This is a genomic window from Serratia sp. PL7, from assembly GCF_945957435.1.
This window is the reverse complement of the sequence record NZ_CAMFLB010000023.1, coordinates 126,425-137,870: the sequence shown is the minus strand read 5'-3', so window position 1 is coordinate 137,870 and position 11,446 is coordinate 126,425. Positions and strand designations below refer to the sequence as shown.

Annotated in this window: 10 protein-coding genes; 6 read left to right on the top strand and 4 right to left on the bottom strand. The window is 56.2% G+C overall.

Features of this window, described 5'->3' with window-relative positions; translation table 11 throughout:
- Window positions 1-32: 32 nt before the first annotated feature.
- The 4 genes from N6G83_RS43790 (at window position 33) to N6G83_RS43775 (ending at window position 5,150) form a co-directional block, all read left to right on the top strand.
- Window positions 33-752, top strand: a complete 720-nt coding sequence (locus tag N6G83_RS43790; protein WP_024527328.1) for a DUF3053 domain-containing protein — start codon at window positions 33-35, stop codon at window positions 750-752.
- A gap of 547 nt (window positions 753-1,299) precedes the next feature.
- Entirely contained in the window at window positions 1,300-3,216 is a 1,917-nt protein-coding gene (locus tag N6G83_RS43785) for a PTS mannitol transporter subunit IICBA (protein WP_024527327.1), read from the top strand.
- Between the two features lie 63 nt (window positions 3,217-3,279).
- Entirely contained in the window at window positions 3,280-4,428 is a 1,149-nt protein-coding gene (locus N6G83_RS43780; protein WP_211136180.1) for a mannitol-1-phosphate 5-dehydrogenase, read from the top strand.
- Window positions 4,429-4,592: 164 nt separating this feature from the next.
- Window positions 4,593-5,150, top strand: coding sequence for an MltR family transcriptional regulator (locus N6G83_RS43775; RefSeq protein WP_024483278.1), 558 nt, complete (start codon window positions 4,593-4,595; stop codon window positions 5,148-5,150).
- On the opposite strand, the gene N6G83_RS43770 is transcribed toward N6G83_RS43775, so the two are convergent.
- Window positions 5,147-5,755, bottom strand: a complete 609-nt coding sequence (locus N6G83_RS43770) for a LysE family translocator (protein ID WP_074030861.1) — start codon at window positions 5,753-5,755, stop codon at window positions 5,147-5,149. The genes N6G83_RS43775 and N6G83_RS43770 overlap by 4 nt on opposite strands.
- 136 nt (window positions 5,756-5,891) lie before the next feature.
- Here N6G83_RS43770 and N6G83_RS43765 point away from each other — a divergent pair, with 136 nt between their 5' ends.
- Window positions 5,892-7,361 carry a PLP-dependent aminotransferase family protein gene (locus N6G83_RS43765; RefSeq protein WP_065683440.1) on the top strand — a complete coding sequence of 490 codons (1,470 nt, stop codon included), beginning with the start codon at window positions 5,892-5,894 and terminating at the stop codon, window positions 7,359-7,361.
- Window positions 7,362-7,428: 67 nt separating this feature from the next.
- Window positions 7,429-7,791, top strand: coding sequence for a YibL family ribosome-associated protein (locus N6G83_RS43760; protein ID WP_024483275.1), 363 nt, complete (start codon window positions 7,429-7,431; stop codon window positions 7,789-7,791).
- A 52-nt stretch (window positions 7,792-7,843) separates the two neighbouring features.
- Here N6G83_RS43760 and N6G83_RS43755 read toward each other — a convergent pair whose 3' ends face one another.
- The 3 genes from N6G83_RS43755 to N6G83_RS43745 form a co-directional block, all read right to left on the bottom strand.
- Complete coding sequence (locus tag N6G83_RS43755; protein WP_211136178.1) at window positions 7,844-8,626, bottom strand: class I SAM-dependent methyltransferase; 783 nt, start codon at window positions 8,624-8,626, stop codon at window positions 7,844-7,846.
- Window positions 8,627-8,675: 49 nt separating this feature from the next.
- Window positions 8,676-9,347 (bottom strand): 6-hydroxyaminopurine reductase, encoded by a 672-nt coding sequence (yiiM, locus tag N6G83_RS43750; protein WP_074030863.1) that lies wholly within the window; start codon window positions 9,345-9,347, stop codon window positions 8,676-8,678.
- A 100-nt stretch (window positions 9,348-9,447) separates the two neighbouring features.
- Window positions 9,448-11,370 (bottom strand): methyl-accepting chemotaxis protein, encoded by a 1,923-nt coding sequence (locus N6G83_RS43745; protein WP_186529562.1) that lies wholly within the window; start codon window positions 11,368-11,370, stop codon window positions 9,448-9,450.
- Window positions 11,371-11,446: the final 76 nt, after the last annotated feature.

Here is an 11,446-nt window from a genome sequence, read left to right as displayed (position 1 = left end):
AAAAGACACGTTTATAACAGGAGTTATGTCACATGGCTGTAGGGATCCAGAGCAGAAGTTTCGCGCGTTGGCTGGCACCGGTGTTGGCATTGTTGGTGGTTATGCAACTGACCGCCTGCGGCGATAAAGAGCCGGAGCAGCGCAAGGCATTCGTTGATTACTTACAGAATACGGTCATGCGCAGTGGCGTACATATCCCGACGTTGAGCGAAGATCAGAAACAGAAATTCGGTGCTTATACCGGCGATTACGCCATTCTGGTGGGTTTTTCCCAGCAGTTGACGAAGTCGGTGGACGCCAGTCTGACCCCAGCGCTGGAGCAGGTTAATCAGATCCGCACCGCGCAGGACTACATGAGCAAGCGCGATAGCCTGCAACAGTCAATTGGCGCGTTAAACCTGCTGGGCCAGCAGATCCAGACTGCCAAGGCGCAGGCAGATACCGCTCGTGCGGCGCTGAAACAGCCGGACGATTTGAAAGCGGTATACAACCAGGTGTATGACAAGATCGTTACTGCACCGGCCAATGCGCTGATGCCAGCGATCCCAACCACCGCCGGTTTTGTCCAGGATCTGGTACAGGTAGGGGATTTCCTGCAGGCCCAGGGCAATCAGGTCAGCTTCAACAACGGCGGCGTGCAGTTCCGTACCCAACAGCAGGCGACGCAGTACAACACCATGATGTCCAATCTGGTGGCCAAACAGCAGGACTTGCTGAACGCACAGAAAACCGTGCAGGCGGTAATGCAGTAACCTTCGTTCTAAACAATGTATGTGGGCCAGCGTTTGGTACCACATACATTATTCCGCTTTTTTCCAACTCCTTGCCCCTCCCTCCCCCACGTATTTTCTGTACTACACTTCACTTATTCATCACATCTCTTAATGTAGTTTTCTTTCATCCACGTCATGGTTATTTCCCGACGGTGTGGATGCCCACAGGGAAGATGCCATTTCAGGCCACGGCACGGTGGTCGGATGTAAAATAAATTGTGATGTTTGTCACATTTCAAAAACAAACAGCAGAGATGAAAGTGTGATTAAAGTCACGTTTTTGTCGCATTTTGCCGGTATATCTTCTCGTTGTATTTTTTTTACACCGGATAAATGTGATGAATGTCACTAAATTCACCGGGGTATAGGGGCAATGTTAGTGATGGCGATCACAAAAATTCCGTGAAGTTCGCGTAGTAAAAAGAGCGTGGTAGAGTCCGTTTCGCAAACAGCATCAACAGGGCTAGAACGTTACAACAATTATCGCGCGCTCTTATTGTCAGCGCGTAACAATAGGGGTGTGTTTATGTTTTCACCAGACATCAAGGTTAAAGTGCAAAACTTTGGCCGTTTCCTGAGTAATATGGTGATGCCCAACATTGGCGCATTCATCGCCTGGGGTATCATCACTGCGCTATTCATTCCTACCGGCTGGCTGCCAAACGAGACGTTAGCCAAGCTGGTTGGGCCAATGATCACCTACCTGCTGCCACTGCTGATCGGTTATACCGGCGGTAAACTGGTGGGCGGTGAGCGTGGCGGCGTGGTCGGTGCCATCACCACCATGGGCGTGATCGTCGGTGCAGACATGCCGATGTTCCTGGGCTCCATGATTGCAGGCCCGTTGGGCGGCTGGGCGATCAAGCATTTTGACCGTTGGGTCGACGGCAAGATCAAGAGCGGCTTCGAGATGTTGGTCAACAACTTCTCCGCTGGCATCATCGGTATGCTGTTGGCAATCCTGGCCTTTATGGGTATCGGGCCATTGGTCGAAGCGATATCCAAAGTGCTGGCGGCTGGCGTGCATATCATGGTGGTCAACAACCTGCTGCCATTGACCTCGATCTTCGTTGAACCGGCGAAAATCCTGTTCCTGAACAACGCCATCAACCACGGCATCTTCTCACCGCTGGGTATCCAGCAGGCGACGGAAACCGGTAAATCGATCTTCTTCCTGATCGAAGCCAACCCAGGCCCAGGTTTGGGCGTGCTGATGGCCTATATGTTCTTCGGCCGTGGCAGTGCCAAGCAGTCTGCTGGCGGTGCGGCGATCATCCACTTCTTGGGTGGTATCCACGAAATCTACTTCCCATACGTGCTGATGAATCCTCGCCTGATCCTGGCGGTTATTCTGGGCGGTATGACCGGTGTATTCACCCTGACTCTGCTGAACGGCGGCCTGGTATCTCCTGCTTCCCCTGGTTCTATTCTGGCAGTGCTGGCAATGACGCCAAAAGGTGCCTACTTCGCCAACCTGGCGGCGGTATTTGCGGCGTTCCTGGTCTCCTTCGTGGTCTCATCTTTCCTGTTGAAAACCTCGAAAGTGAAAGAGGAAGACGATCTGGAAGAGGCGACTCGCCGTATCCAGGACATGAAAGCCCAGTCTAAAGGTGGTGCCGCGGTAAACGCAGCGGTAGACGGCGATCTGAGCACCGTGCGTAAAATCATCGTAGCTTGCGATGCGGGCATGGGCTCCAGCGCTATGGGTGCCGGCGTGCTGCGCAAGAAAGTGGCGGACGCGGGGCTGAAGAATATCTCCGTAACCAATAGCGCGATCAATAGCCTGCCGGAAGATGTGGATCTGGTGATCACTCACCGCGATCTGACCGAGCGTGCGATGCGCCATGCGCCGCAGGCCCAGCACATCTCGCTGACCAACTTCCTGGACAGTCATCTGTATAGCGATTTGACTGCCCGCCTGGTGGCCGCTAACAAGACCAGCGAAACCGAGCAGAAGGTTATCTCCACCCTGGATGACAGCTTTGACGCCAGCGAACAGAACTTGTTCAAACTGGGTGAAAGCAACGTGTTCCTCGGCTTGCAGGCCATTGATAAAGAGCAGGCCATTCGCTTTGCCGGTGAGCAACTGGTGAAGGGCGGCTATGTCGAGCCAGAATATGTTCCGGCCATGTTGGAACGTGAAAAGCTGACCTCTACCTATCTGGGCGAATCCATTGCCGTGCCGCATGGCACCATTGAAGCCAAAGACCGCGTGCTGCGCACCGGCGTAGTGTTCTGCCAGTATCCGCAGGGCGTACGTTTCGGTGACGAAGAGGATGAAGTTGCACGCCTGGTTATCGGTATCGCGGCGCGTAACAACGAGCATATCCAGGTGATCACCAGCCTGACCAATGCGCTGGATGATGAAACCGTCATCGAGCGGCTGGCGAATACCACCAGCGTCCAGGAAGTGTTGGATTTGCTGGGCGGTAAGAAGGCCTGATAACAGAATTATTTTAAAGGGTGCAGCTTGCTGCACCTTTCTACATTTAAGAAAGGGTGGAATATGAAAGCATTACACTTCGGAGCCGGTAATATTGGCCGTGGCTTTATTGGCAAACTGCTTGCCGACGCGCACGCCGAACTGACTTTTGCTGACGTTAACCAGACGGTGCTGGACGCGTTGAACCAACGCAAAAGCTACCAGGTGCATGTGGTGGGTGAGCAGGCGCGCGTTGAAGAGGTGAATAACGTCAGTGCTGTTAACAGCGGTAGCGAAGAGGCGGTGGCCCTGATTGCCCAGGCCGATATCGTCACGACCGCCGTTGGTCCGCAGATCCTCGCCAGAATTGCCGGGACTATCGCCAAAGGCCTGACCCTGCGCCATCAGCAAGGCAATACTCAGCCGCTGAATATCATCGCCTGTGAAAACATGGTGCGTGGCACCAGCCAGCTCAAGCAGCACGTATTCGACGCACTGCCACAGGATGAACAGGCCTGGGTTGAGCAGCATATCGGCTTTGTCGATTCCGCTGTAGACCGTATCGTGCCGCCAGCCGAGGGGGGCAGCAACGATCCGCTGGAAGTGACGGTGGAAACCTTCAGCGAGTGGATCGTCGATCAGACCCAATTCAAGGGCCAACCGCCAGCCATCGCCGGCATGGAACTGACCGACAACCTGATGGCGTTTGTTGAGCGTAAGCTGTTTACCCTCAATACCGGCCATGCGATCACCGCCTACCTGGGCCAGCGCGCCAAGCTGCTGACCATTCGTGATGCGATCCTCGATCCGGTCATCCGCCAGGTGGTTAAAGGGGCAATGGAAGAGAGTGGTGCGGTGCTGATCAAGCGCTACGGTTTTGACGCCGACAAGCATGCCGCCTATATCAACAAAATCCTGTCCCGCTTCGAAAACCCGTATCTGCACGATGACGTAGAGCGCGTAGGCCGTCAGCCGTTGCGCAAACTGAGTGCGGGCGATCGCCTGATCAAGCCGCTGTTGGGCACGTTGGAATACGGCTTGCCGCACGCCAACCTGATCAAGGGGATTGCCGCCGCCATGAGCTACCGCAGCGAGCAGGACCCGCAGGCACAAGAACTGGTAGACTTACTGACAAAGCTGGGTCCAAAAGCCGCGCTGGCGCAAATTTCCGGTTTACCGGCCGACAGCAAGGTTGTGGAAGAGGCGGTTGCTGTGTATAACGCCTTGCAGTAAACGCTGTGATATCAAACCAGTGTAAGCAAACTCATTCCCTTTCCCCACGGATAAGGGGTAGGGTGAGGGGGCAAGGCGTCTTTGCCCCCCATTCTGGCTCACTTCCTGTGGTTAATGGGAAGCGCTCGAATGACTACACCGCCCATGCGATTCGAAAAGCGAAGATGATCGAGACACAGGCATTCGAAAACAAGGTTCTGGAAAAGCTGAACGCTGGCAAGACGGTGCGCAGTTTTCTGATCGCAGCGGTTGAGCTGCTGGCAGAAGCGCTTAACGTCCTGGTGGTGCAGGTTTTCCGTAAAGACGACTATGCGGTGAAATATGCCGTCGAACCTCTGTTGTCCGGTGCTGGGCCGCTAGGTGAACTCTCGGTTCGTCTGAAGCTGATGTACGGGCTGGGGGTGATTTCCCGCCACGAATACGAAGATGCCGAACTGCTGATGGCGATGCGTGAAGAGCTGAACCACGACGGTTCGGAATATCGCTTTATTGATGATGAGATACTCGGCCCCTTCGGTGAGCTCCACTGCGTCAGCGCTTTGCCGCCGGTTCCCACTTTTCTACAGCCCGGCGAGGCGGATGAATCACTGATCGCCATGCAACACCAGCGTTACCAGCAGATGGTGCGTTCCACCATGGTGCTGTCGATCACCGAGCTGCTGGCGGAAATTGGCGCCAAGCAGCCCTCCCGGCTCTCCCCGCTCGGTGCTCAAAAGCCTTAAGCCATCAGCGTCCGCCACTCGTCAAACAGCAGCCATAACGCGGTTGCTGCCATTAAGCCCGCCATCACGCCGTTAAATAACCGCAGTTTCCAGGTCACGCGCAGAGCGTGGCGTAGCCGATCGCCCATCAACGCCCAAATCAAGATGCAGGGGATATTCACCGCGGTGAAGCCTGCGATGGTTAACAGCGTTTGATGCAACGACGCTCCCTCATGAGGGGTGAACAGGATTGCTACGTTGATGGCCATCAGCCAGGCTTTTGGGTTCACCGCCTGGAACAAGGCTCCACCGATAAAGCGCATTGGCCGTGGCTGCTGTTTAGTATCCGGTGAGGCCGCTTTAAACAGCTTCCATGATAGCCACAGCAGGTATGCGCAGCCCATCACAGCCAGGGGGAAGCGGATGGTGTCGGCCCAGCTAAGGAGTAGCGCCAGCAAGAGCGTGGTGAGGGCTAGCTGCGTCGCACAGCCCAGGCTGATACCAAACATCATCGGCAAGGTACGCCGCAGGCCGAAATTGACGCCGGACGAGGCCAGCAGCAGGTTGTTGGGGCCAGGAGTAATCGACATCACGGTCACGTAACTGATAAAAGCAGAGTCCAGCATAAGGTTTTCCATACATGATTGGGGGTGATCACCAGCATAAGGGGAGTGGAGTGATGGTGACAGAACCAGAAATCAGCTATTGTCATGGTTACAGTTCAGTTAATTTAAAACTGTACCCAATGCCTGGAGAGAAATTGTGACCCTGCTCGACGAGATCCCGGAAACCCGCTACCTGCAACTGGCGGAGACATTATCTGCCGCTATCCACCGTGGCACTTTACCGCCCGGTAGCCGCCTGCCTTCGGTGCGCCGCTGCGCACAGAGCCACAGCGTCAGCATCAATACCGTGGTGGCAGCCTATCGCCAGTTGGAAGACCGGGGGCTGATCGAGGCGCGGCCACAGTCTGGTTTTTACGTGCGGGCGACCTTGCCTGCGTTGAAAACGGCGTCGGCACCCAGCAACCGGGTAGAGCAACCGGCGGATGATGTGCTGGCCCTGATCGATACGGTTTTCGCCGCCCAGCAGAACCCGGCCTTCACCAATTTGTCGCTCGCCTGCCCGCAAACCGTGGATTTTTATCCCGGTGGCAAGCTGGGGCGGATGTTGTCATCGCAGTTACGCCGCCAGCCTAATCTGATTGGTCAATACGCTTTGCCGCCGGGCAGTCTGCGGTTGCGCCAACAGATCGCCCGGCGCTCGATGACGTTGGGCATGTTGCTGGAGCCGAGTGACATCACGCTGACGCACGGTTGCATGGAAGCCTTGCAGCTGGCGCTTAGGGTGACCACCAAGCCGGGCGACTGCGTGGGGTTGGAGTCGCCTACCTATTTTTACCTGTTGCCGCTGCTCGCCAGCCTGGGATTGAAAGCGCTGGAAATCCCCACCGACCCGCAGCATGGCCTGTCGCTGGATGCGCTGGAGTTGCTGCTGCAGGAGAAACGGTTGAATGCGGTCATCGCCATGCCGACGATACAGAATCCGCTGGGCTGCACCATGCCGCTGGCGTCGAAAAAACGGCTGGCACGCTTGATGAACGATCATCAAGTGCCGCTGATCGAAGATGGGCTGTATGCCGAGCTGCAATTTGGCAGCGCGCTCAGCCCGGCGGTGAAGGCGTTCGATAGCGACGGCTGGGTGCTGTTTTGCTCTAGCTTCACTAAAACGCTGGCACCGGATTTCCGCATTGGCTGGGTGGTCGGCGGGCGGTTCAGTGATGCGCTGCGCAAGCTGAAGGCGGTGTCTTCGATGTCGGAGTCGCACTTGTTGTCAGAGACGCTGGCCATGTTCCTGGAGGCGGGGGGATACGATCATCATCTGCGCAATTTGCGCAAACGCTATGCGGCGCAGGTGGAAGAGGCCAGGGCGCTGATTGCCCGCCATTTCCCATGCGGGACAAGAGCTACCCAGCCTGCCGGCGGGTTTGTGTTCTGGGTGGAGTTCCCACCAGGGGTGGACACGGTGGCGCTGTTCCATCAGTTGCTGGATGAGCAGATCTGTCTGACGCCCGGAACGCTATATTCTCCAAGCGGGCGTTATCATAACGGGCTGCGCCTCTCTTGCTGCTATCCATTTAACGCCCGCTATACCCAGGCGCTGGCGCGGGTGGGGGCAAAAGCCTGTGAGATGAGCGGCCTGCCTGCGGGAATTGCGCAAGGTGAGGAGTAACCTGCCGTGCATTTTGCTACACTAGCGAAATATTTTTTACGCCATAGAACAAAACAGGCCAGAGACGATGAAAGAGAAAGAAAAAGCCGAGATTAAGCGCCTGAGCGATTTGCTGGACGCACTGAACCACAAAGACACCGTGGTGATCCAGCAGGGTAACACCGACCTGATTGCGCAACATCTCAAAGAAAAAGAGAAGTTGAAGACCGAGATCGAGCGCCTGAAAAACGTGCGCGTGGAAAAACTGAGTGCGGAAGCGCAGAAGTTGAGCCAGCTGCCGTTCAGCCGTGAGATCACCAAGAAAGAGCAGGCGGATATGGGCACGCTGAAGAAAAGCGCCCGTGGCCTGATCGTGGTGCACCCAATGACCGCACTTGGCCGCGAGATGGGCCTGAAAGTGGTTACCGGCTACGCCAAAAAAGCGTTCTGATAACCAGCCCCGGAGAACATCGTCTTAGCCTGACGATGTTCTCCGGGTTGTTTTATCCGGCTTTAGTCGTAAAGAACGCGCAGGTCTGGTAAGGCACCGTGAGCGTATCCTTCCCCCGCAGCTCCTCTTCCTCTGCCACCAGTTGGCGGATTTGTTCGATCACCTGTTCCTGCTGTTGTTGCGGCAACGCGGCGATAAAGCTGGTGGATCGCACACGGTTATAAATCACATCCTCCGGCGCTCCGCTATGCCCCAGCATAAACACCTGTTCCTGCAGCTGGGCAAAACCCGGGTAAGGAAACAGCCTGCGCCATTCGCCGGTATAAAAACGCGGCGCATCCCCTTCGTGGCGATCGACTATCTGATTGAGTTTGCGTACCCAGCCAACCCGCGCATCGCGCATATTCCACACCAGGCCAAGTTTGCCGCCGGGTTTCAGCACGCGCTGAATTTCCGCCAGCGCCTGACGTGTGGCAAACCAGTGAAAGGACTGCGCGCACACCACGGCATCCACAGACTCATCCGGCAGTGGGAGTGATTCGGCGGTACCTGCCAGCGTTTTCACCTGAGGGAATGCCGCCGCCAGCTTTTCCAGCATCTGCGCCACCGGTTCAACGGCGATGACGTTGGCACCGGTCTCCAGTAGACGCGGAGTGAACTTGCCGGTGCCTGCACCGAGATCTATGACTGTCTTACCGGGCTGTAGCTCGAGTACCTCACGCAGCCAAACGGCGATTTCCGCCGGATAATCCGGGCGGCCTAAAACGTAGCGATCCGCATTGGCCTGATAGCCAGCCGCAGCCGCGTGATGAATGGAATGAGGTGATGTAGCCATAACGCAGCTCCCTAATCCAGATCGATAGATGTCTTCTGCCTGGTGCCGATTAACGGCCAAGCAGACGGCGGTTGAGGTCTTCGATTTTGCCGCTGGTGATGCGCGTCAGCATGGTTTTGCTCCAACTGGCCGACAGCCCCGCGACCGACAGTAGACGACGGTATTGCTCTTCATCGAACGGCATGTGCCAGGCAATGCTGATGGCTTCTGCGACGGAAACATCACTATTGCGGGTTACCAGCTCCAGTGGCTGATCACCACTGACCATCCCAGTTGATACCACGCGATACAGCCAGCCGCAGCGACCGGTTTGCTGCATCAGCACCGAAATATCGTTAATAGCGAAATGGTAATTGAGTTTGAAACACGGAGAGCGCGGTTGGGTCACCTGGATCAGCGCTTCGCCCCAGCGGAAAATATCCCCCATAAACACGTTATGCTCGGTCAGGCCGAGGGTCGAAATATTCTCACCAAAGGCTGGCGCGCAGAACTGTTCTGCCTGTGCGGGGAACTGTTCACGCCAGTGGTCGTAATGCTCGCGCGGGTAGTGGCAAAGGGCCCGGTCAGGCCCGCCGTGGTAGCTTTTTTCTGCCTGCTCATCGCCTGCCAGACCCAATGGAGTAAGCTTCAGCATACCCTCCACCAGGCGTTTGGCGATAGCGCTGGGGCGGCCACCTTCATAGGGTTGAATCGAACCGAGATAGACGTCTGGGTGGTGCATGCTAGCCTCCATTCACGCTCGTTAATGCCGTCTAGCATAGCCTGAGTCGAGGGGGAGGAACAGAATAACCCGCCCGGAGATCACCGGGCGGGCGGAGGGGTTAGAAGGTCGTCCAGTTGTCTTCGGCGCTGGTGCTCGGTTTAGCCATCGATGGCGATTTGAGCTGGGTGGCTTTCGCCTCCACTGGCGCAGCCTTATCTGCCAGGCGGAATACCGAAACGCTTTGCAGTAGCATTTCGGCCTGTTCTTCCAGTGAATCGGCGGCAGCGGCAGACTCTTCCACTAGCGCGGCGTTTTGCTGAGTGGTGTGATCCATTTCCACGATGGCCTGGCCAATCTGCGCGATGCCCCTGGTCTGTTCATCGGAGGCGGCGGCTATTTCAGCCATGATATCGCGCACGTGGGTGACCGAGCGGACGATTTGTTCCATGGTGTTGCCGGTGTCTTCCACCAGTGCGGTACCGCTCTGTACCCGGTTGACCGACTCGGTGATCAACCCTTCGATTTCTTTCGCCGCCTGGGCGCTGCGCTGGGCCAGATTGCGGACTTCGCTGGCAACAACCGAGAAACCGCGCCCTTGCTCGCCTGCCCGGGCGGCCTCTACGGCGGCGTTCAGGGCCAGGATGTTGGTCTGGAAGGCAATGCCGTTGATCAGGGTGGTAATTTCGGCGATCCGCTGCGAACTGTTGGAAATATCCCGCATAGTGCTGACGACGTTGTTGACCAGTTTGCCGCCCTGCTGTGCGGTTTGCGAGGCATCGGTCGCCAGCTGGTTGGCGTGATGGGCGTTGTCGGCATTCTGCTTCACCGTCGCGGTGAGCTGTTCCATGCTGGCGGCGGTTTCTTCCACCGCGGCGGCCTGCTGTTCGGTACGTGAAGAGAGATCGGTATTGCCCGCAGCGATTTCCCCGGCGGCGGTGGAGACCTGGCTGACCCCCATCTGGATTTTCTCAATCATATCGCGCAGGTTCTGGCTCATGGCGGCGACGGCATTGAGCAACTGGCCCAGTTCATCACGGCGAGTGCTGGTTTGTGCCTGACGTAGATCTCCCTTGGCAATGCGTTCTGCCAGTTCCAGGGTGCTGTTGAGTGGGCGAGTGATCTGCAATGTGATACGCCATGACACCAGCAGGCCAGCAAGAATGGCGATCGCCGTGGTGATCCCCATCTGCCACTGTGCGGTATTGATATTGTTATGGGTCTGCGTCAGCTCATCCTTCATGAAATTATTGACCAGCGTACCGATCTCGTCAGCGTAGCCACCGAGCTGTTTACTGATCTTGATCTCATTCTCAACGGCGGGCAGGTAGGCCGCGATGTGGCCTTTATACTCGTCAAGCACGGTCAACAGAGGTTGGAGCAACGGGCGCTGTGACTCGTTCAGGCGTTGGCTGAGCGTGTTGGCGGCGCTACGGGCGTCGTCGATAGCGCTGAGTAATGGGATTTCGGAGTCGCGATTGGGTTGCAGCACCAGGCCACGGGCATAGTAGCGGATCTGGGTCAGCTTCTGGTTCAACTGGATAAACGCCAGTTGCAGATCGGCAGCACCCAGTTGGCGTTCAACCTGGCTCAGACTGTCCTGAACTTCGGACATGTTCCAGCTGGCTCGTACCGCGTCTTTATCCACCACGGCTTTGGCAAACATTTTCTGTTGTTGCTCATAGTTACCCAGCAACACCACCAAAAGCTCCAGATCCTTGCGGCTTTGCGCATCCCAATTCAGGTTTTGCGCGTGGCTGGCCAACTGCAACGCGTTCTCGATATGTTTGCGGTTACGTTCAAGGTAGTCGGTATTGTAATTTTGGCTAAACATGGCTCGGGTGTATTTAGCCTGACTGATTTCGCCCGTTAACTGATAGCTGAAATCGATGCGGTCGCTGCGTGATTCGATAAGATTGAGGTAGGTTATCCCGGTGCCAGCGATAACGATCGCCAGTATCAACATCAGAGAGAATCCGAGTCCGAGCTTTTTACCTACGGTGAGATGAACGATTTTTCCTGCCAAAGCTTTCAATGCCGCCATGATTTATCCCTCTTTAGGCGTTGGTCAATTGAACAAAGCATCGGCAAGGGGCGGTTAAACTTTAGCGGACAACGGG

Bases quoted from the DNA above. Each gene is read 5' to 3' on its own strand.
- N6G83_RS43755 (WP_211136178.1), bottom strand. From the start codon at position 8,626: ATGGCTACATCACCTCATTCCATTCATCACGCGGCTGCGGCTGGCTAT.
- N6G83_RS43770 (WP_074030861.1), bottom strand. From the start codon at position 5,755: ATGCTGGACTCTGCTTTTATCAGTTACGTGACCGTGATGTCGATTACT.
- N6G83_RS43785 (WP_024527327.1), top strand. From the start codon at position 1,300: ATGTTTTCACCAGACATCAAGGTTAAAGTGCAAAACTTTGGCCGTTTC.
- N6G83_RS43790 (WP_024527328.1), top strand. From the start codon at position 33: ATGGCTGTAGGGATCCAGAGCAGAAGTTTCGCGCGTTGGCTGGCACCG.
- N6G83_RS43780 (WP_211136180.1), top strand. From the start codon at position 3,280: ATGAAAGCATTACACTTCGGAGCCGGTAATATTGGCCGTGGCTTTATT.
- N6G83_RS43760 (WP_024483275.1), top strand. From the start codon at position 7,429: ATGAAAGAGAAAGAAAAAGCCGAGATTAAGCGCCTGAGCGATTTGCTG.
- yiiM (WP_074030863.1), bottom strand. From the start codon at position 9,347: ATGCACCACCCAGACGTCTATCTCGGTTCGATTCAACCCTATGAAGGT.
- N6G83_RS43775 (WP_024483278.1), top strand. From the start codon at position 4,593: ATGATCGAGACACAGGCATTCGAAAACAAGGTTCTGGAAAAGCTGAAC.
- N6G83_RS43745 (WP_186529562.1), bottom strand. From the start codon at position 11,370: ATGGCGGCATTGAAAGCTTTGGCAGGAAAAATCGTTCATCTCACCGTA.